The following is a 21,863-nucleotide window of genomic DNA, read 5'->3' as shown; positions in this document are numbered from 1 at the left end:
CGCCTCGACAGTCGGCGACCGGGAGCCCCAAGGACCGGGGCCATGGCGCGCAACTGATCGCGGAAATCGAGGCCGCGATAGTTGGATTCCAGGTAGGCGTGGCTGAAGTCGATCAGGGCTACGACATCCGGATGATTGACGGCTTTCACCGTTGCGGCAACTTCGGCCGGAGTCTGACGATACTGGCCCGGCTCCGTTGTGAAAATATTCTCAAAGGCGATGCGAATACCGTACGCTTTGGCATGCTCGCCCAATTCGAGCAGCGCTTCGCATTGACGCTCGTCAGCGCCGGCGCGTTGAGCGATCTGATCGGCGCGCAGAAAGCCCGCGTGCTGGACGAGAACGCGGGCGTCGATGCTGTCGCAAATCTCGACCAGTGCCTTTGCAGCATCGACCTGGTGCCGGCGCGTTGCCGGGTCCATGAAGTTCGAGGACACGAGGCCGTGCACGGTATAGCGGAAGGAAAACGTCTCAAGAAGGGTTCTGAGCCGATCGGCACGCTCTTTGACGATGCGGCCACCCGCGATCAGATCGAGGCTGGAAAGGGCGAGTTCGACCGTGTCGACGCCGATTGCCTCAAGGCGGCGCAGCTCTCTCTCGAGGCTGTCAAGCTCGCCGTCCGTCGATGCCGTATTGAAGCCCGTTGCGATAATATTGTTCATAATGATTTCCAGTTCTGAGGCGCTTAACCCGCTTTGGAGGCGACGGCGGCGGCCCGTTGGATTTCTCGTTCTTCGAGCCTCGCAAAGAGGCCGCGTAGCTCCGGCTCGCCGACCGCCGATGCCGCCAGACGGGGACTGAACCATTGAAGGTCGCGTTGATGGCGTTCCGGAAAGTCGTCTTCCATCCGCTGGACATCGAGAAGATGGACCTGGACCATTGCCGGAATGAACTCGCCGTCACCAAGCCTCTTCACGTAGGTGTAATGACCCCAAGCCTTTTTTCGGACGCGTCCCCGGACACCAGCCTCCTCCCAGGCTTCCTGGCTTGCGACCTCATGCGGCTTCTTTTTCGCCATTGGCCAACCTTTGGGTATGACCCAGCGCCCGGTACCCCGGCTGGTAATAAGGAGAACCTCGATTGGGCCTGAACTGTCATCGGTTCGCCGATAGCAAATAGCGGCGTACTGGGTCCTGATTTCGCCGGTCCAGAGCTTGTCAGCTACCATTGCCAGTCGTGCTAAAGCTGTTTGTCCTGCAGGTTCACCGGGCATGGCGTGATCCACCCTCGAATTGAGAAAGCGTAGCGGTCATCCCTGGCGCGGGTGACCGTTCAACCGTGTTGGAACGGTCTTGCCGCCGACCAGAATCAGATCTCGAACAGGTGCATAAATCACGCCGAATGACGGACGACGGTTCCCGTACAGACCAATCGAGATCGCCCAATTCTGGCCGCCGCGGACGAAGTTGAATGTTCCGTCGATCGGATCGATGACCCACACGCGCCCGGAGGCGCCAGGAATCTCGCCACTTTCTTCACCCATGATGCCATCATCGGGGAACGCCTCCCGCAAGCTGCCAATCAGGAATGCCTCAACGTCCTTGTCGGCCTCGGTAACGAGGTCGAGGTGTCCCTTTGTCTCGACGGGAAGGCTCGACAGGGAACGAAAGTGATCGAGGGCACGCTCGCCGGCTTTGCGGGCGATCTTCTCGACAATGGCAGCGGTATCCTGCTCGGCAGACTTTGGCATATTCTGATCAGCCATTTGCTTCTTCTTTCAGCCTTGCAACCTGTGCGACATCGTCTCCGAGAAACTGGTCGAGCTCCCCGTCGCGGATTCCCTGGATAACCTGAGCTTCGACATTGATGCCGTACTGCATCAGCTTTTCATGATGTCCGGCTGGCAGGTAGCAGAATGCCGCGAAGCCCTTGTCTCGAAGCTGGCGCGCCTCGCCGCTGGCGAAGTGGTATATCTCGATGTTCATCGCATCGAGGTCGGCCTGGCGGGCAATAGCGGCAGGGTCGATCAGCCGGGAATGCATCAGGCCGACAGTCGGAACTTCGGGTCCCCGACCTGTACCATTCGGTGAGCAATGGATAGGGGAGTTGATATCGTCAACCGTTCACTTCTAAAGAAATAGCGCCACTCAGCTTCCTCAGCGGCTTTATCCAGCGATTTCCTATTATGTCGGCATAGTTCTCAAGATCGACAGCCTGTCACGGTTAAGCGAGAAATGAATAAGAAGGCTGATAATTCGGATCTCTGCGAGGGAGATGATATTTGATCACAGGCAGCAACGCTCTGTCATCGTTACAATCAACATGCTACCCTCCGCGAGATCATCCGTGTTTCAAACCCGGCAGCTTGGTTGCCGTTCTTCCGAATAGCATCGGTAACATGAGCAAAGTCTGCCGCCTTACAACGGCTCTCCCGCTGACGCCGTCCCGGACTGATGGGCTGCCTGTATCGAGTGGTGATTTTGTGCCGAGCTGCCGGTCGGGGAGCTGTTGGCTGGCTGGTGGCAGGATATATTGTGGTGTAAACAAATTGACGCTTAGACAACTTAATAACACATTGCGGACGTTTTTAATGTACTGAATTCACATCCGTTTGATACTTGTCTAAAATTGGCTGATTTCGAGTGCATCTATGCATAAAAACAATCTAATGACAATTATTACCAAGCATCAATGAGATGATGTGTGTGTCTATGTGTAAATATTGCGCGGAGTCATTACAGTTATAATTATTTTACGAGTTATTTAAAGTTATAAATACATTTATATACCAAGATATATAGACTATTATAAAATATGAAAATTATATAAGTAATTCAATATTACAGAGAATAGATAGATAACATAATTTACTTCCTATGTCTGATATACGGGATTCTATAATAATATCACGGTACAGATTTTCCATCTTGCTCTATAACGTCGAGATGGGGGCAGTGGTGATCAACCCTGCGGGGAACGCCTTTGTTACGCCATTCCCAGAATGACATCTCATCCTCAGATCGGTCTGATATAACCCAGTCGGCAATCGCTGCTGCATTGCCGGGTATTCCATAGCCACGGCGAATGTACTTTCGTTCATCTGTCTCGCGTGGCATCGGTCTCCCTGTCCTGATGTTAATTGAAAATTCTGCTTTCTCGCCATTTTCCAGTTGAGCGGAGAAATCGTAGCATCTTGTTGCAGTTGCCAGCTTAAGGTGTGGACGCATCTTTCGCACTTCTGGATTGTCCTTCACATAATAGGCAAGGCGTACTGCGGCGTAATCTGCGTTGAAGGCTCTAACGATTTCCGGTTTGTCACAGAGGCCCAGCTGCTCAGGTTTTACCCTGGCCATCACAATGTGAACTGCGACCACTCTCATCGGCTGCCTGAGCATCGAATCGATCCAGATTTTGCCGCCTTCATAAAGGTCCTCGACGGCGATGTCGCTAAGATCGATCAGTTTTGCCAACCTCGGAAGTTCTTGAGGAAAAATCACCGGCATGAGCGCGACGGTTTCCCTCCAATCAGGCTCAGGGCTAACCTGTTTGACCGCGTCAAAGAACGCTTCGCCGCTGGAGTACTCGAAGGTGTAAAAGAGAAGGACCACACGTTGACGGTATTTCGGACGGCGGCTTAGCCAAGCAGTGATAATGTGGGCTTCAAAGTCGCGACCATCTAAAAAGAAGGTTGCGCCTGGATTGACGTCGAAAACCTTATCCAAAAGAGGCTCAAGAAAAGGGATGATGTCGTTTGTTACGGTGTATGATTCTGTGATCTCACCATTTGAAACCTCTCGAATGATCACCGGTATATTCTTAACATCTGCTGAATGGAGTTCTCGGATCAGTCTATCCGGTAACGTGGAAATCCGCCAGGTATTGAAGTCGTGAGACACAACGGGCAAATTGTCAGAAGTTAGTGTCGTATCCAATTCAGAAAGATTTCGCCGTTCCATCCCTCCGAGGGCAGTCAGTAATGAGGTTTCGGTACACTCCTGTACGCCCTTCCCCAAGTTGTACATGCCCCGGTGTTCTATGACTTGAAGGGGCAGTTGCTCTTCAAGGCGTTCAAGAAGGTGTGGTACCGAATGACGAGCAAGCACCTCGTCTGAAGTTACGCCTGCTGGGAGATCCCACTGGATTTCCCACCTGGGCCATCCTGTATCCTTCACTGGGAAGGGTTTGCGCTGACAGAGTACCTGAAAAAAACCGGTTAAAAACTCGGAATGAACCGGAAATCAAAAGAAAGAAAAAGATGAACCTACATCCATATTTCGAGAAAAGCGTGTGTTCGAAACGTCGGTTCGGGCTAGAGCAGGAGGGTACCGAATGATCGCAGCCGCACAGAAAGAGCGCGGTTTAGTTTGTTATAGCAAGCGCTACACAGGTCGTTTGCCCAGTTTAAATGTATAAGACAAGACTGCCAGCTGGAAGTTGAGGAATAGCGTCTTAAATTCATCATGATATAAGCATGCGCGGGAATCCCGCTCCTTTTTTGAAAGCTAAGGTCAGTGTCGGCCGCAATGGCAGTGGATACCAGAATTTTCAAATCGTACTGTTCGACGGGTCTGACTTCTTTCAATCTAGGCCGCCGAAAGTATTTCTTATATAGGAGCACGTTTATCATTTGATGTTAGTACAAACACGTTTTCGCTGTCGGCAGATGGAGGTGCATAATTATAAAAGGATGATGCCTATAAAGAAGAGACTAATATTATAATATCGGCTATTATGACTAAGGAAATTTCTTGAAATTATTGCGTTATGGTTGAATTATTATTCTAGAGGCCCTGTATTTTTGCCGACATTACTAATTTTTATTATCTGCGGCAGTGTATAGAAGCCTCATACTTTACGGACGCGCGCTCTGCAGTTAAAGTCGCTAGATTGGCAGGGGGACCTGGGAAGCACCTCCAAAGTGCAGAATGTACTACGAACGACCCGTGTTCGACATAGTCGATACCTGGGAGATAAGAGAACGGGAGGTACTTAAACCCGTCCTGAGCGTAGCTGAAGAAGATTACTGCTATTTCGTGCAGAACACGGTTGCCTCCGCGCAGCGCTCCTGGGTTGATTTAGTCGCCAATCTTTTTAACTCTCCAGATTCTGACATTGATGACGCGCTGAATCGCTTTGCAGACGCGCCCTGCTTGCATGGGCCGACACTCGAGCCGATGAACCTGATACTCAAAGGTTCTCCGATGTATGTTTATTGCTCGTTCGAAGAGATGAGAAGTTGTGCAACCAAACGATTCTATGAGGGCATTTCGAATCGCGGCGTGGTGATTTGCACAGTTCCACCCTATGCTGAGGGGGTAACGAGAGATGATATGAGTGTCTGGCAAAATCAGGCCTGTGTGAATACCTGCAGCGGGAAGAACGATTTGGATGCATACATCGCATTCTTGCCAACCAGTTCGCTTCAGGAGTCGAGCTATTGGCACACGAAGAATGGTATCTATAGTTTCTTGGCACCGTCGCAAACGGATGCCTTTTGCTGCGAAATACTTTGTGTGGGGCGGGCTCTTTTTGAAGATAGGAGCCGTAAAGAGAAACTCAGAAATTGTTTGTTGAAGCTTCTCAATTACCGTCTCAAGCTGTTATTTTGATGGCAAATGAGTTTACTGGCCCAATATCTGGGGCTGAAAGGGAGTGAAGTTAAAAGGTCCGAATATATCTAATGGCGCTTACGCTTGGTCGGCTTTTTGCCCGCGGATTCACTATAAATAAATTGTAATGTCAGATTTTCAATCTGCGTATTATGATCTGTACGCTGGGTGTTTATTTTATTGTATGTCTTTTGCATATGGATTTTTGTATTGCGTATAACGTTATGTAATCATAATGAGATGAGCAACGGCCCATAAACAAGACGCTTTTATGCTGATGCAATGACAGTTTCTCTTAGAGGAAGATGTAATGAGCTCCGTATATGTAAAGTAATAATAGAATCTTTTTAAAACGTGAATGACTGCCGTGATGCTTTTGTGTGAAGATACATTGTGCGGTGGTTTTTTTGGATCACGCGTTTTTCTCCCTCCAGGTGAAGTGGACCAACAAAATATTAAGCTCCTGAACGATCATTGAGGAGTCTCGAGCCAACGTGCATGAATAGTCTCCCCCAAAGTTTGGGAAAAAGGCTCAGGAAAAAGATCAGTACGAAGGCTATCCAGAAATGAATGTTGGCGAACCCAGCAAGAAAAGATTTTTTCGTCAGAAGCCAGTAACTCGAATTGCCCAGCACGAATAAAGTGCTTGGAAAACTTACGCCGGCGGTTGCGGTGAAAAGGCGCAACAGATCGTGCGAGCTTTGCGAATTATCCATAACGTCAACAGCGGCCCGCGCAGCTAACGGCACAAGATTGGCCGCCGCAATAAGGCCTGAATAGGCATCGGTTGGAAACGTAGAGAGGCATATCAGGCCAGCCATCGTCAGGATTGCTACTAGTATGCCTGCTTTGCCTCCCCGAGGATTGCGGTCTTTATCGTCGGCAATATGGCCGACCCACCGGAGAACCCTCAGGGCATCTTCATGGTCTTGTTTGTGGTAACCGATCTGAATACGGAGACGGTTACTCACCTCAAAGGTGTCGAGCCAGGAATAGATGATGGTGCTGGAATTCCTCAATCTTGTGTATTCAGAAGTGAAATCGGAACTCTGAGCTGTAGAAATCCTTTTCATCCGCAAGAAAGAGTATTTTAATAAATCCCGGATGTTCTTCCTGTTCTGCATCAGCATTTGCCACAGAATGCATAGTGACGCCTTCCATGCTACATCTTTGGCGGTGTGAAATGTGGTTCCCTCATGTTGGGGCATAGCAATGGCGAATAAGCCAAAAATTAAAACTGGCAATCCTCCGAGGAAGACTTCGCAAGCCAGGTGAGCGGCGAGCCTCGTGTCCGCCCAAGGATAATCAAAAATCGCAAGCACCATAAGCTGTGTTTGCAGAGTAATAGGCCCAGAGCGCAAGACGGCAACTTCCGCTCCAAGTGAGGCAGATACTATGTCGGGCAGGACAACCGCCAACTGCATTATGACCAACCAAAGCCAGAACAGACCCCTCTCCGAAAGGGGTAGGTGGCATTTTAGTTGCCACCTCATTTCTTGCGTTTGAATGGATTGCGCGCTGCGACGCAGGTACTTTTTAACTTCTTTGGGCAGGCTGGGGAGTTCAAGAATAACTCGAAAGGCGTCGTCTCTTTCCTTGCGCGCTTGAGTGGCCCAAGCGTTTCGCGTGGATAGGGGCATGCGCATGAGGATATCCGTCAAGCTGTTCTCCGAACTGGCGAATGGACGATAAGATTTGTCGGCAATATCTTCATCAGGAATGACGGCCGGTTCCGGTGCTGCTCTTAAAGCAAACGCATCTACATGGTCATGGGCCGCTGGCTGGTGCGTTGAACAAAAGACCTGCTGCATATGATGTGATACCATGCCTTCATCTTCTGGCAGTGGAGTGACGGAATGGCCTCGAATGCAGTCTGCTTCTTGGCCGACATCGGTTTCCTCAGTGATGTAAGAGTAAGGTCCTCCCAAGAAGGGTGAAGGGAGGATTTTTCTGACATGGAGGGAGTGAAGCCAGCTGCTTTTGAGCTTTCTTTCTATCGCCTCAACCGGAGTGTTCTGGTTCTCCATTGATAACTTGGCACAGCTTGAGGCATCCAGGGAATGCAAAAGCTCCTTTATTAATTGTGCTCGGATCCACCGAATAAAAATGCACCGCGTGGGTCTCGGTCCTGTTTTGGCCTATAAGTCAAAGCAGCGGCGTCGACTAGACGATAGTCAGTTGTTTTTTTAAAGGAAAACGAGTTTTCTATTCGAAAAGAAAATGTGCCGTTCGCCTAATAATGATGCCAATGACTTAATCTGTACGACGGATCGTGTAATATTATAGAGCCAAGTGCGATTCAATGAATTTCAATTGTTGGTATTTCAGCGAATTTGTATTTTTCCATTTGGAATGGTATAACAGCACGTTCATAACGTTAAAGGAAAGGGGAGGCATATACGCGGAATATTTAACTGTATCAATGAAATTGAAATATTCAATCTGGCACGCAGAACCCACATCAACAGTTTAACTCGACTCTCGGAAAGCCAGCTATCATTCGAAAATCTGTCGCTTCCTCTAGCGCCGCTGTGATTGTAGGGCGAAATGACAAACTGCGCGACGTTGCCTGAATGACTGGCTGTATGGCATGGGACGCGTTCTTGAAAGAGAGTCGCTAAGATAAACCTCTCCAACCCAACCGAAACATGGTTGCTTCCGTGTTTCGAACACAGCAGTTTCACCTCATTGGGAGACTTGTTGAGAGATTTTCAAATTTGTCGGCAGGTTCGATTGCTGACTATTGATTTACACGAAAGTGTGAAAAACAAGTCCTTATCGTGGCAGTTGGTATGATGTTCAGGAGCAACGCAATTCAAAAGTGGACCCAGGCTGTTTCACGGGTCCCATCGCGGTGCCCAAATATCTGAGTAGCATCAAAGCTCTGGTGACGGTCAAATGAATTCGTCGGTGTTCTGGGAACAAGCGTTTGAAAATGTTGATATGCTCCTTCCCACTTTGACAAGTGCGGCACGAGCGAAATAGTAACCTAATCTTTCATTATTGCGATGTTTGACAATCACTGGGCAGGTGAGTGTTATAATAGAGGGCCATTAGCCTTCGGCCATGCACACCTCACTAATGTCTTACAATCAAAATATGATACCCTCAGGGGATGATCGCCCCGTTTTTCCGACAATTGATTTGTTCGCAAACACCTCCCTGGAAGAACTTCAGCAGAGCCTATGCGCGGCGGTCGCAAATTATAGGGATTTCCTCACTCGAAAGATTCTCCCCTTCCAGCAATCGTGGGTTGTCCGAGTCCTTTCCGAATCCGGCCTAGACGAAGAGACTCTGCGCGCAATCAAAAGCTGTGTCTTCACGCCGTGTTGCAGCATTCCTGGCGCCGTCCAGCCAGATAGAATTTGCCAACATGACTCACCAATCTACATCTACACCTCCCTGAATTTATTATCGCAATACGTCGAAGGAAAAACCCTATTGCGGTGCTATCGCAAATTTGTGCTGGCTTCATCACTCCCACCATACCGAACGGATATTCCAGCAGAGGAGCTCAAGAACGTACTCAACAGTATCTTGCCAGGCGCCTATAGCATGCCGCATGCCGTAAGCTGCTTCGTGGCCATTTTGCCCAGTAAGAAATTCACGATCAGCATGTCCAAAATCACCACCCGTGGTGGCGCGGAGGAGCATTTTGTCGTTTTCAGTAGAGAAGAGAACGACATAATCCCATACGACATCGTCGCAGTGGGGAAGACGCTGTTCTCCCAGTCGGACGAGGAATTTGGTTTGCCAAATCTCAGCTTCGATGAACTACAGAACCTTATCAGCACTTAATCTGTTTTCTATTCATGGATAGAAAACAACCCTAGTGTATGGGATCAATATAACCATGCTAGTGCCACTGTGTATCTCCCGATGAGACATGTAATGATATGGATGCATGTTTCATGCAAGGATAAGAATGCGATAAAAATAATTTGATAAAAATAAGTCCGTGATGCTTTTCTGAAACATCTTTGAGGAAGTATTATTTATTGAACAGATTTTACACAAATTGAAAATTCATCCTGGTGAAACAGCGTATTTTTTTGACAGAATCGTAATGATTCGTGAGACAATGTGGGCCATCGTTTTCGGGCATCGAAAGCTGGCTTCGTCACGAGCCAAGCGAAGGCACAAGCCTCAATTTTGCGATGAGCCAGGGAGGCACGCTACGTGTCTGTCAGCAATTATAGGACTATGGTGGATGCTTTTTGACAATGTGGCGATAAGGATCACCTCGATAAGCTCGAAACCTGCTTTATGTCATTCACATGTCAATTATCGAAAAAACGGCCCTACGCTCATCCAATAGTTAAGTAACGGGTCCTGTTTGTAGTTTAACAGACAGAAATTCTGTTTCCAAAAGGTATTTCAACAGTAGAAATCCGTAAAATTACCATGATCACCTTCCCTGCACATGCGTTTTTCAGCTATAAAGCAAGATTCAATCTCTGGGGCTCCAAAGAGCTCCGGATGCTTACACCCCGCATAAAGCTTAATGATGGTATATCAGCGTCCTGTTTTCACGGTGATTAGCCTGCTGCGGATCCGGAACCGCGAAGAGGCCAAGCTCGTGCTGATCGGAGCAGTCGTGGTTTATCGCAATTTTGTGGAACAAACCTTGGCTGATGCCCAAAAAAATTGGGTCAAGTCACTCGTACTCTACGACGATCCGGGTGATGCTGTGACCGGAATCCTGACATGGTTCAGCAGGTATGCATGCTTGCACGGACCGAGGTTGGGGCCGTTGGACACAATCGCCGTGAATGATAATCCGCTCTACATTTACTGTCCTCGCAGGAAGCTTGAGGAATATGCAAAAGAACGTATTGTGTCTTTTCATTCAGAGATCGGCTCGGTCGTGTGCTCCATGTCACCCTTCGATGCAGGCGTGACGCGTGAGAAGGTCCGCTATGGGCATAACCTGATATCCCCAGGGTCTTGCCTCCTTCCGGATGCTTTGGAAGCCTATGTCGCCTTTCTCCCGAGCAAGTCGTTTCTGAAATTGCCATATAGCGTTTATGAGGTTCACAATGATCGTTATGTTCATAAGTTCTTTGCGCTGCTCCCAGGATCCCGCTTTCATTTTGAAGTCGTAGCGGTTGGTTTGGCCTATCCCGCTGCTAAAAAAAGGCCTTCTGGTCTTGGAATTCTGCGTTGTTGCTTCACCGGAAAGACAAACACCTGCCTGTAAGAAACTAAGCGTTGGAATGAAGCCAGAAGGTCCGCATCGCCGTTTACCGGTTTATTGTGAAATATCTTTTAAGTTATGATAATCTGCTGTTGCACATCGGCAGCAGATCGTGGGCTATTGCCAGTATGTACTACGTTCTGTTTTCAAGCACTGTAGCATCTTTCTAAGCGAAATAAATTATCTCGTTTGTTTGTGTTTTTGAAACAAATATTCATACAGAACAGTGCGATATGTCGTAAAATAGTAAACATGCTGTTCAAAGTTCTTATCCCCAGGCAATTGCCTCGGATACCTATAGTTTTAAAAGAATACAATACATATAACGACATATACGTTTTGATGCCACACAAAGTCAATGAATAGCGGGAAATAGTCGTAAGCGAAAGTTATCTTGTGTGTGACGAACTGTGTAATTGGATGCAGGGTCTATTTAAAGCCTTTTGAGCGGATGAGGTGAAGACCATTTCTGCAAATAGATATGATGGTTCCACCACGTCCAGGCTTCGCTCCGCTTACTCTTGAATCTATTAATGACAGAATGGAAATGCATCTATTTTTGACCAGTGCATGCATCCTATATCATATCTATATCCGCGATAATCTCCTGATTTATCAGGAGATTTGGACGAAATACTGGCGGGGACGATTGGCAGAGAGCGCGCTAAAAAACGAAATTTCCGCGTTATTTCTTCGTCTCCCATTTCCTCGTCCGCCGACGCTTCAGTCCATCGCAGAGCAGGAGGTGATCTGTAAAGACGCGGCGCCAATCTATGTTTATTGTTCCCGGGAAGCTATGCTGAGTCATGTGCAGTCTAAGGATCTTTGCCAATTCGGAAGGGCGAACCTTCTCGCATGCACGTTAGCTCCTTACCGAACCGGAGTTACAATCGAAATGGTGCGATGTTTGTTCAAGCGTTTACACGATGGAAATCGCGTCGAAGCTGGAACCGGCGAAGAAGACTTGAGTCATTTTGTGGCCTTCCTTCCCACCACGGCTTTCCGGCGAGGGCCGCGGTTTTACCTGGGTGGCGAAAGTGTCCAATTCTTTCTACGAGAAGGAGGGTTGGAACTCCCTTGCCACATCATCGCGTTCGGTAGAGCGTTGTTCAGCGAAATACTAGCTGATGGCTCGTCCTGGGACTGGAAAAGCGTCGGGGAGAGTTCTCGTTTGAATCATGTTCGGGCCAGTGTCGAATTGTCACGCAACGTTCCAACGGCGGAGACAACTGATAATTGGGCCGAAGCGGCTTTAGGAGCCGACGCCGTGTACCCCGTGCGGCCTCCAAATCTGACCCCGACGCAAGATCATCCTTGCAAACCCTTGCTTTCGGGAAATCGAGTGCCGAATGAACGTCATAGACCTTGGAAGCGCTTCTTCAAGAAGCTCCGATCTGTTTCAAAGCATTTCTACTTTAATCGCTGAATCTGTATTAATTTGCTGTCTGGTTGTGCTTTCGCTTAAATAATTATCTATGTTCGAGTGCGGTCCTTGTGATGTTGTTGAAACAAATGTTTTATTGGCTGATATGGCCACCAATAAAAATTTTAAAATAGCGATCATGCTATATTGATAGAACATGGTTGTTTGCTACAGGTAATCAGATAGGTATTTAACAGGTATTATTTGTCGAACACAAACCCGATAATTTCGCAGTTCAATTATTGAATATCGAGAATCCGAGCGACTAAGTTTGAAGTGATTTCCCGAAATTATCGCATTTTTGAAAAAATCGTAAAGACAAATGGACGTGGCCAAGGGTCACCGAGTGCGGCGTGCCGCAAAAATAGAAATCTGGTCTCCAATTATGCCACTGCAATTTTCATTCGGCACCCTGCTAGGGGAAATTATCAATCGAGTACCCCATAGTTGGTGATCAATCCCATTGACTTTTTCATCTTGGCAGATGGTGACTCTGTTCAATCATTATTTTAGCTTGTTTGATTTTCTATGAAAGGCCCTCGGAATAATTATTTCCATAAGGTTCTAGTCGTTAAAGCTGTAGACAAAACTTAGGTCATCAGGGTTTTGATTTTCCCAGAGGCCTTCATTTTAATTAACTAAAATCCGTACTGTCTCAATACAAAAGGAAAATGATTAAATCAATAAAAACACTGAGGAGTAAAGGTTTTATTCATCATAATATTTAAAATTACACGGGAACAGACATAAAGAAAACATCAAGAGTTAATCAAACAGAGCACGCGACCCGCGCAACCTATATCTCCTCCGATTTCGTTTAACGCGTGGCTTCTTTCATACACAGCACCTCAATCTTTGGGACAAAAGCGTTGTTAGGACGCTCGATAGCCTGTCGAACAAGTTCAGCTATGTGCTCGGGCTGGATCTTACCATCATCCTCAATCTCATCAGTCCAAGCACTCATTTTTGTCGCCACATAGCCTGGGCATATTTCCATTGTTCTAACGCCGGACTCCCACCCAACATGCTGGGCTGTTTTCGTGAGACCTGAGAGGGCGTGTTTTGTCATGTTGTAACCAACGAACGAGTTCAGAACCCGCTGGCCTGACATGGAGTTGATATTGACGATCCGGCCAGATCCACTTTTCGCGAGCTGAGGCAGGCACAGCATGATCATCCTCAGCGGAGCCCCAGCGTTGATCTTCCACTGTCTCTCAAGCTGCTCATAGTCAATTCCCTCCGCAAGCGCTACCCGTGTTCCATCCCCAGCATTGTTAACAAGGCCATCTATCCTCCCAAATTTTATCATGGCCGTCGATACCCACTCCTCCATCGTTTGGAGGTCCTCAGCTTCAAAACGTGCGAAGTGAAGAGATTCATTCTGAAACCCAAAAGTGGCTTCCAGTTTTTCCACGCTACGCGCTCCTAAGCTCAAACGAAAACCACGCCGCATCAGGTTGTCGACGATGGCCTTGCCTATGCCTCCAGATGCACCAGTGACCAGAAACACCCCGCTGTCTCTAGTGTGGACGTTCCAAGATGAACCATCGAATTTGAAGTGGAGAACACACGCGTTACATCTTTGCATCGCGGTCAGCTCAACCCCGAGCAGTGTAGCAACTACTGAGAGTACACCGCCATGAGAAACGAAAAGAATATTCGACCGGCGGGCATGAGTCAGTGCTCCCGCCTCTCGAGCGGAAAAGAGTTCAGTTTTTTCACAATCAGGGTAATTTTCAACAAACATTTTCCGTGGACCGAGACCACCCTCATGCATGCCAAAGTGGCGCTCGCCACCAATGAGAATTATTGTAAATCTGGCGCGAAATAACAGAGATTTAACACGTCTAAAGTTATCTTCGAAATGTAGAAAATTACATATTCATTATAATGGACAACATACATCTCGAATAAAAAGATAGAATACGCGTGAACACATTGATATATCGAAATTAATAAACATATTGTTTCAATTACGAGACTTTTATTTTGACGTTTCTATATTAAGATCCAAGTGTGGACTTAGATGAGAAACTTCACGATCGATTCCTTGATTTCGCCATTCCCAGATAGCCATTTCATCTTCAGGTCGATCTGAGATTACCCAGTCCGCAATTGTTGCCGAATTTCCTGGTGTTCCTTTTCTCCAACGTATGTGTTTCCGCTCGTCTGTCTCATGACGTCGGGCCCTGCCTGTTTTAATGTCGATGGAGAACTCACCCCGCTCGCCGGAATCCAGGAGGGCTGCGAAGTCATAGCATCTAGTGACCGCAGCAAACTTCAGGTGAGGGCGTTTAGCTCTAATCATCGTATCCTCCTTGAGGTAATACGCGAGTCTCACTGCGGCTTGATCTGAATCGAAAGCCAACAAGACATCTTTATCGACAACTTGGCCCAGCAAATTTCTGGTCACCCCGGAGAAAACAACATGTGCCGCCACGATCCTCATGTCTTGCATTAGCATGGAATCAAACCAGGCTTTGCCTGCCAAATACAAATCATCGACTGTGGGTTCAGTAACTTGACGCAGACGGGCCAGTCGGCACAGTTCTTCAGGAAAAAGAGCGGGCATCAGGGAGATTGATTTCCTCCAAGCAGATGCGGGCTGGGCATTTAAAACTGCATCAACGAAGGCACCGCCGTGTGGGTATTCAAATGTATAGAAAAGTACAACAACTCTTTGATGGTATTCCGGCCGGTGGCTAAGCCAAGCCACAATCACGTGAGCATCGTAGTTCCTACCGTCTAGGAAAATGGTGGCATCTGGATTAGCCAAAAATACCTTGCTGAATATTTCAGTTAACAAAGGAATATGATCAATGGTTTCAAGATACTTGTCTTGTATTATCCCATTTGATACCTCTCGGATAATAACAGGTACATCCTTGATTTTTGACGAGTGAATTTCATTGAAAAGCTTATCTCCCAACTTTTCAGACACTCGCCAAGTGTTAAGATCATGAGAAACGATAGCTACATTATCTGAAGTTAAACAGACGTCCAACTCGCTCAGATTGCGTCCTCCTTGCCCGAGCGCGGCCAACAATGAGCTCGCGGTGCATTCTTGAATTCGTTTCCCTAAATTGAACATTCCTCTGTGCTCAATGACCTGTAAGGGCAGGTCTTCCTCGAGCCGTTCTAGAAGCCTTGGGACAGAATGGCGTGCGAGAACCTCGGGGGGAGTAACGTTTTCTGGTAGATCCCAATGGAGTGTCCAAGCCGGCCAAACGGTTCCTTCCACCTTGAGTGGCTTACGTTGACAAAGGACCTGCGCAAAAAAAACGGGAGGTTACGAAACGACATGGTGAGTAAAATATAAAGTACTCTTACATTCACAGCCATTTGCGAGCTAAAGCGAATTGCCGGGTGCACGGCGGGAATTGCAGCGATTTCGATCTAAAAGTGACAAGCAAAATTTGTCGTGGAGTATATAGATATTGCCAAATGGAGTACTTAAATAATGCACAAATGCTGACAGTTTTAGCTAATATTTTATTGTGGGGCATAACTTAGCTGGAATCACTCCACGGATAATCAGTCATTGTTATTTTCGGCGTCAATTTGTCGGCCACTATCCGATTAGTTGCGCAAATCTTCAAATTTTCGACCTCACATCACACCTTTGTCGGTGTTTTCAGCGAAAGGCAGGTCCCATTTTTGAAAAATCCTCCATCAAGATAAATAGTTTAATAGGGTAAAAGGACGAAATACTTCGGTGTTGAGATTCGACTCAATTAATTTCAAACCAATCCCGTGATTGATGCTATAGAGTCACCCAATATAAGGGGCACTGAAGCGCGTTTAATTATTGACTGTGACTGAAATTTACATTCAAAAATAAGTAACTAGTTCGATATGTATCACAGTCGACCGATATTCAACATTATCGGTAGCTCGAATATACAAGATCGGCGTCAACTTAAACTCGTCCTACGTCACACAGAGATTGCTTATCGCAGCTTTGCACAAGAGGATCTCATACCTGTTCGACGTTCCTGGATGAATTCCATCATTAATACTGATGTTCCCATTGATCCAGCTATAGATGAAGTGGTCAAGCGCTTTTGCGAAGTTGCTTGCTTGCCAGGCCCAGCAGGTATACCCCTGAATATTATACTAAAAGATTCTCTAATGTACGTTTATTGTTCGTTTCAAGAAATGCGAAGGTATGCATGCGAGCGATTTTATGAGGGCTTTTCCGGCAAAGGCGTGGTCATCTCCACCGTTCCACCCTATGCCCAAGGATTAACAAAAGAAACTATGAGGTGGTGGCAGAACGAGGTCTGTCAAATTACAAACAATGAAAAAAATGACTTGGATGCTTATATTGCTTTCCTTCCGAATACTTCGCTTCAGAACACAAGTTTCTCGCACGTGAAGATCGGCGGCGATACCTTCCTGGCGCCATCCCGGGCTGACCCTTTCTGTGTTGAAATAGTCGCGGTCGGCAAAGCTCTCTTTCAGGATAACGGGCTGAAAAAGGCACCCAAGGCGGGGTGGACAATGGCTCTCACCTCCTTGTTGAAGCGCTTGGTCTAATACGCACATCTGTGTGTGAGCGGGAATGAAGCAACAGTGTCCGATCGTAACGAAATGTGTCAAGTCTATGTAATGATAATAAGATGATGTAGCCTGCATGCAGATAATCAGTGTATTTCCAATATGTACTTTAATTACCGATGTCGTATCGTTGTGTGCTTTATGAATAATAAATTATTTACCATAGATGTATCTGATTAATATTTTGGTCTCGAGTCGCAGTATAACTTTTGAGCCGTTCTATCAATCAAAGCAAATTAAAGGTGCAGCCTATGTAAATTGCTAATTTAATTTTGCTTTAGAATCTAATTTACCACTGAATTATAATATAATGCTTATTCTAAGCTGTGAGAAGGATTAACTAAAAATTTTATATATCGATTTTTATTATATCAAGCAGATGTTTCGATCTTGGTGGCGACACAGACGCGCTGAGTATTCTATGAATTTCAAGAATAATTATAAATGAAGCGCAGATTTATTAGACAATAATTGGCGTGGTAAACAGCTAGTTCGGCACATCTGAGAAAGAACGAAAATTTATGGCTTTTTCTAATGCTGCCCCGATTGCTAACAGACGGTGGTCTGAACCCGCTAATCCATCAATTTCCATTCCAACAGGCAAGCGATCAGGTGTAAGGCCAACAGGAAGGCTCAACCCAGGTAGGCCTGCGTTGCTGCTTGGATCCACGTTTCGCACGTAGATCTTGAAAGTGTTCACCATTGAGCCATTGTGGATGACTGAGGAATCCTGACCTATGGCTTTGGCCGCCAAGGGTGCAGTTGGGAAGAGAATTGCATCTAACCGATAGAGTCTGAAGTAGTTGCGATAAGCGGCTTGGAGCCTTGGCCTGAAGGAGTGACGCGCCAGTTCATATTCAGCGTTGGAAATTTGATGTCCCTCAATTTGTGCGTTGACAATGTCCGCTACATCGGGACTACGAATTTCTTTGATAACGTCAGAAAAAGAAACTGTTCCCACAAACTCGTCGAGATACTGTTTTAGAGCGTGTGGAAATTCATAAAGTGCAATTGGCAAGCTGGCCCCGTTGTTCAGATCCTCCAGGTGGGGAATATTGGCTTCAACGAAGGTTACGCCTCTGTTGGCTAGCAAGCGAATCGTCGTTTCAGCTGCCAAGGCCACATCAGCATCAAGGTCACCGTAAAAGTAGGTAGTGGGGAGGCCGATCCGAAGCCCCTTCAGTGGCACGGGCGGAATTCTCGCCGGCCTTCGGGATATCACCTGGTCGAGAATTACAACATCGGCTACGCACTGCGCTATGATTCCGGCGGTGTCTCGGGTCGGACTAACCGGTATTATCCGATCTCCCGGATATCGACCAAGTGTCGGTCGAAATCCTACTACGCCACACAGGGCTGCGGGTAGGCGAACAGATGCACCGGTATCGGTGCCTATGCCGCCCAACATCAATCGGCTTGCCACCGCAGCAGCCACACCACCGCTTGAGCCTCCTGGTATCAGACCTGGATTCCACGGGTTCCGCACCGCCCCGGTGGCATAGTTGTTGCTCGTAATTCCAAACGATAACTCATGCATGTTTCCCGAAGCACCCGGCAGGGCTCCAGCTGAAAAAAGTCTTTCTGCGACGCGGGATGGTATCTTTGGCAAGTGGTTTATCAGTGCCGGCGTAGCAGCGCTGGTAGGAAATATGCCGGTCGCGATGTTCGCCTTAAAACAGAGTGGAATGCCGCAAAGACCTACTCCGGCGTTTCCATGGCGATCAATTTTTTTGGCGCTTCGCCGCAAGCCATCCCAGTCTGTAGCCAGAAGGGCATTCAATGCTTTTGCAGCTTCACAACGCGCGATTAGAGTTTCTACTAGTTCTAAGCATGAGTAGTCTTTCCGTCTTAGGCGTTCTAGGGTTTGTGCTAACGAGGTAATGGGCACCATCTTTCTGGATTGGGGATTTTAAGCCCATTTCAGATCAAATAAATATACCGCGCTTGGGCCCAAATTGCGCGATTATTGGAGGGAATTTCCCAATCACGGCGTATGATCCGAATTATTGGAGGTATTAAGGGCACTTTTTCAAACGGAAACAGTATTGTATCAATCAATATTCAACCTGATTGAGCGGCGAGTTGGACCCGCGTGAATATTCTATTGAAAAACGCCAAAATTGTCGCTTTCCATTGGGATGTCAATGCACAGTATGTTCCCCGATTTTCAACTTAAATAGAAACGGTTGATGTCTTTAGTTATCTACACAAAGACCAATCTTCCCTAGCAATGTCAGCCTCATCTCTTTTTGATAAACAATGCGATCATTTCTCTACCAAAATTGTGGATCTGATAATGGTCGACAAGCCTGATGAATTGGACCGCCGCGTTGCCGCAGCCTTCTCAGAACGAGAAGCTTCGAGGGAAAGAAGAATTACTCAAATTTCCGGCGAGTGCCGCGCTGGGTTAGCTTGCAAAAGGCTGGCCGACGGTCGCTTTCCGGAGATCTCAGCCGGTCAGAGGGTCGCAGTCCTCTCCGCTTACATCTATGTTGGCGAGGAAATTCTGAGGTGGATACTCGAACCAGAAGCTTCGGTGCGAACAAGAGTGAGTGGTCTCGTTGCCATCGACCTTGCACCATCTTGCATGGATATCTCCAGAGCTCAACTTCTCCAAACCATGAATTTGCTGAGTGGTAAAAGATGTGCACCCAGCGACCTTAGTCATTTCGTGGCCATTTCAATCTCTGAGACTGCCCGCTCCCGAACCCTGCAAATGGCGCCGTACGAAGAAGGCTCGTTGAAAAGCGTTACCGGGTTTACCGTAATCATTGAAGAGGCAGTACCATTTGACATGGTAGCTTATGGTCGAAACCTGATGCTGAAGGCTTCGGCAGGGTCCTTTCCAACGATCGACTTGCTCTACGACTACAGATTGTTTCTCGACAAATGTTCAGATAGTGGGCGGATCGGCTTCTTTCCAGAAGATGTTCCCAGGCCAAAAGTAGCGGTCATTGGGGCTGGCATTTCCGGGCTCGTGGTGGCAAGCGAACTGCTTCATGCTGGCGTAGACGATGTTACAATATATGAAGCAGGTGATCGGGTTGGAGGCAAGCTTTGGTCACATGCTTTCAAGGACGCTCCGAGCGTCGTGGCCGAAATGGGGGCGATGCGATTTCCTCCTGCTGCATCGTGCTTGTTTTTCTTCCTCGAGCGGTACGGTCTGTCTTCGATGAGGCCGTTCCCAAATCCCGGCACAGTCGACACTGACTTGGTCTACGAGGGTTGCCGATACATGTGGAAAGCCGGGCAGCAGCCACCGAAGTTGTTCCATCGCGTTTATAGCGGGTGGCATGCGTTCTTGAAGGACGGTTTCCTTGAGGGAGATATTGTGTTGGCTTCGCCTGATGCTATCACTGAGGCCTTGAAATTAGGGGACATTAGGCGGGCTCATGACGCCTGGCAAATTTGGCTGAACCGTTTCGGGAGGGAGTCGTTCTCTTCAGCGATAGAGAGGATCTTTCTGGGCACGCATCCTCCCGGTGGTGAAACATGGAGTTTCCCTCATGATTGGGACCTATTCAAGCTAATGGGAATAGGATCTGGCGGGTTTGGTCCAGTTTTTGAAAGCGGGTTTATTGAGATCCTTCGCTTGGTCATAAACGGATATGAAGAAAATCAGCGGATGTGCTCTGAAGGAATCTCAGAACTTCCACGTCGGATCGCCTCTCAAGTGGTTAATGGCGTGTCTGTAAGCCAGCGTATACGCCATGTTCAAGTCAGGGCGGTTGAGAAGGAAAAGACAAAAATAAAGATAAGGCTTAAGAGCGGGATATCTGAACTTTATGATAAGGTGGTGGTTACATCTGGACTCGCAAATATCCAACTCAGGCATCGTCTGACATCCGATACCACCATTTTTCGTGCACCAGTGAACCAAGCCGTTGATAACAGCCACATGACGGGCTCTTCAAAATTGTTCCTGCTGACTGAACGTAAATTTTGGTTTGACCATATGCTCCCGTCCTGTGTCCTCATGGACGGGGTCGCAAAAGCAGTGTATTGTCTGGACTATGAGCCGCAGGATCCGAACGGTAAAGGTGTGGTGCTCATCAGTTATACATGGGAGGACGACTCCCACAAGCTATTGGCGATCCCCGACAAAAAAGAGCGATTATGTCTGCTACGGGACGCAATTTCGAAATCGTTCCCGGCGTTTGCCCGGCATTTAGTTCCCGCTTGCGCTGATTACGACCAAAATGTTGTTCAACATGATTGGCTTACAGACGAGAATGCCGGCGGAGCTTTCAAACTCAACCGGCGTGGCGAGGATTTTTATTCTGAAGAACTTTTCTTTCAAGCGCTGGACATGACTAATGATACTGGAGTTTACTTGGCGGGTTGCAGTTGTTCCTTTACCGGTGGATGGGTGGAGGGCGCTATTCAGACCGCGTGTAATGCCGTCTGTGCAATTATCCACAATTGTGGAGGTGTTTTAGCAAAGGACAATCCTCTCGAACACTCTTGGAGGAGATATAACTACCGCAATAGAAATTAATCTGCGTATCCTGTTACAAGTATTGCACGTTTTATAAATTGCTATTAATGAATATTGATGTTTAACAACGAATATGATGGTGTAAATAAAATTTCTGTAATTCTATTAACCTCCATTATGTTGAGGTGCGCAGTAATATGTTGAGGTATAGTTAAAATATCAACTGTCGCGTTTATTGAATGGTAATATTATTCCAACGGTAGAATATCTTTGATTTTGTCACAATGACAACGACTGCAAGAAGTAAATAATAGACACCGTTGTTAAGGAATTGCTATCACATGTGCCTAACAATATGGACATATTTAAGTCAAATATGAAATAGTCGCCCTTATTTTGACGTCTCACCTAATCAACTATTACAAACGATTTCACTCTCTCGCCAGCAATGATGATAATCAGCGCAGACAAGTGGCAGTAAAGCGCGGAAAAACGTCCTCAAGTGGCATGAATAGCTGCCTCTATAGTGCTGATTTAGTCAGCCTTATTTTGACTTAAAGGCGCCTTCGTTGGTGACAAATTGCTTTCAAGGAAACAGCCGTGCCCCACACTTTGTTGAAAAACAAGTTGCCCTTTGGAGAGACGCTAAAGCCATTTGCTCTTCAATAAGGAATCTCGAGGAAGACAATATAACAG

General features: G+C 47.2%; 14 protein-coding genes and 1 pseudogene. 6 read left to right on the top strand and 9 right to left on the bottom strand.

Translation table 11 applies throughout. The features are described 5' to 3' along the window. Window positions 1-26 precede the first annotated feature (26 nt). The 5 genes and pseudogenes from ACQZ6D_RS26825 to ACQZ6D_RS26805 all read right to left on the bottom strand — a co-directional run. Window positions 27-662: pseudogene (locus ACQZ6D_RS26825) on the bottom strand (sugar phosphate isomerase/epimerase family protein); the annotation flags it as partial. Between the two features lie 23 nt (window positions 663-685). After that, on the bottom strand, window positions 686-1,213 hold the full coding sequence (locus ACQZ6D_RS26820) for an NUDIX hydrolase (RefSeq protein WP_045231704.1): 528 nt from the start codon (window positions 1,211-1,213) through the stop codon (window positions 686-688). A 36-nt stretch (window positions 1,214-1,249) separates the two neighbouring features. Beyond that, complete coding sequence (locus tag ACQZ6D_RS26815) at window positions 1,250-1,705, bottom strand: inositol monophosphatase family protein (protein ID WP_045231761.1); 456 nt, start codon at window positions 1,703-1,705, stop codon at window positions 1,250-1,252. Continuing rightward, the gene (locus tag ACQZ6D_RS26810; RefSeq protein ID WP_010974926.1) at window positions 1,698-1,982 is read right to left on the bottom strand and encodes an agrocinopine phosphodiesterase; all 285 of its coding nucleotides are present in this window, start codon (window positions 1,980-1,982) and stop codon (window positions 1,698-1,700) included. The genes ACQZ6D_RS26815 and ACQZ6D_RS26810 overlap by 8 nt, the downstream gene beginning before the upstream one ends. 864 nt (window positions 1,983-2,846) lie before the next feature. Beyond that, a complete protein-coding gene (locus tag ACQZ6D_RS26805) occupies window positions 2,847-4,112 on the bottom strand; it encodes a glycerophosphodiester phosphodiesterase family protein (protein ID WP_045231703.1) in 1,266 nt (421 codons plus the stop codon). 771 nt (window positions 4,113-4,883) lie between these two features. Between ACQZ6D_RS26805 and ACQZ6D_RS26800 the strand changes: the two genes are divergently transcribed. Then, entirely contained in the window at window positions 4,884-5,549 is a 666-nt protein-coding gene (locus ACQZ6D_RS26800; RefSeq protein WP_233283094.1) for a RolB family protein, read from the top strand. Between the two features lie 455 nt (window positions 5,550-6,004). On the opposite strand, the gene ACQZ6D_RS26795 is transcribed toward ACQZ6D_RS26800, so the two are convergent. Continuing rightward, window positions 6,005-7,576 (bottom strand): hypothetical protein, encoded by a 1,572-nt coding sequence (locus tag ACQZ6D_RS26795; protein WP_045231702.1) that lies wholly within the window; start codon window positions 7,574-7,576, stop codon window positions 6,005-6,007. Window positions 7,577-8,630: 1,054 nt separating this feature from the next. Here ACQZ6D_RS26795 and ACQZ6D_RS26790 point away from each other — a divergent pair. The 3 genes from ACQZ6D_RS26790 to ACQZ6D_RS26780 all read left to right on the top strand — a co-directional run bounded on the left by ACQZ6D_RS26790 (window position 8,631) and on the right by ACQZ6D_RS26780 (window position 12,172). Next, window positions 8,631-9,347 carry a RolB family protein gene (locus ACQZ6D_RS26790; RefSeq protein WP_045231701.1) on the top strand — a complete coding sequence of 239 codons (717 nt, stop codon included), beginning with the start codon at window positions 8,631-8,633 and terminating at the stop codon, window positions 9,345-9,347. Between the two features lie 706 nt (window positions 9,348-10,053). Then, window positions 10,054-10,749: a RolB family protein gene (locus ACQZ6D_RS26785; protein WP_010974818.1), complete on the top strand. Its 696-nt coding sequence runs from the start codon at window positions 10,054-10,056 to the stop codon at window positions 10,747-10,749. A 478-nt stretch (window positions 10,750-11,227) separates the two neighbouring features. Continuing rightward, a complete protein-coding gene (locus tag ACQZ6D_RS26780; RefSeq protein WP_065687545.1) occupies window positions 11,228-12,172 on the top strand; it encodes a RolB family protein in 945 nt (314 codons plus the stop codon). Between the two features lie 814 nt (window positions 12,173-12,986). Here the strand turns inward: ACQZ6D_RS26780 and ACQZ6D_RS26775 are convergent. Together ACQZ6D_RS26775 and ACQZ6D_RS26770 are read right to left on the bottom strand one after the other, a co-directional pair. Then, window positions 12,987-13,916, bottom strand: coding sequence for an SDR family NAD(P)-dependent oxidoreductase (locus tag ACQZ6D_RS26775; protein WP_233278963.1), 930 nt, complete (start codon window positions 13,914-13,916; stop codon window positions 12,987-12,989). Between the two features lie 237 nt (window positions 13,917-14,153). Further along, window positions 14,154-15,260 carry a glycerophosphodiester phosphodiesterase family protein gene (locus tag ACQZ6D_RS26770; protein ID WP_045231699.1) on the bottom strand — a complete coding sequence of 369 codons (1,107 nt, stop codon included), beginning with the start codon at window positions 15,258-15,260 and terminating at the stop codon, window positions 14,154-14,156. 764 nt (window positions 15,261-16,024) lie between these two features. On the opposite strand from ACQZ6D_RS26770, the gene ACQZ6D_RS26765 reads away from it, so the two are divergent. Next, window positions 16,025-16,708 carry a RolB family protein gene (locus ACQZ6D_RS26765; protein WP_081880123.1) on the top strand — a complete coding sequence of 228 codons (684 nt, stop codon included), beginning with the start codon at window positions 16,025-16,027 and terminating at the stop codon, window positions 16,706-16,708. A 508-nt stretch (window positions 16,709-17,216) separates the two neighbouring features. On the opposite strand, the gene iaaH is transcribed toward ACQZ6D_RS26765, so the two are convergent. Beyond that, window positions 17,217-18,620, bottom strand: coding sequence for an indoleacetamide hydrolase (gene iaaH / locus ACQZ6D_RS26760; protein WP_045231698.1), 1,404 nt, complete (start codon window positions 18,618-18,620; stop codon window positions 17,217-17,219). A gap of 339 nt (window positions 18,621-18,959) precedes the next feature. Between iaaH and ACQZ6D_RS26755 the strand changes: the two genes are divergently transcribed. Continuing rightward, on the top strand, window positions 18,960-21,227 hold the full coding sequence (locus ACQZ6D_RS26755) for an FAD-dependent oxidoreductase (protein ID WP_045231697.1): 2,268 nt from the start codon (window positions 18,960-18,962) through the stop codon (window positions 21,225-21,227). Window positions 21,228-21,863 lie beyond the last annotated feature (636 nt).

The sequence above is a fragment of the Agrobacterium sp. 22-3639C2 genome, from assembly GCF_053522105.1.
This window is presented reverse-complemented; position numbering and strand designations above follow the sequence as displayed.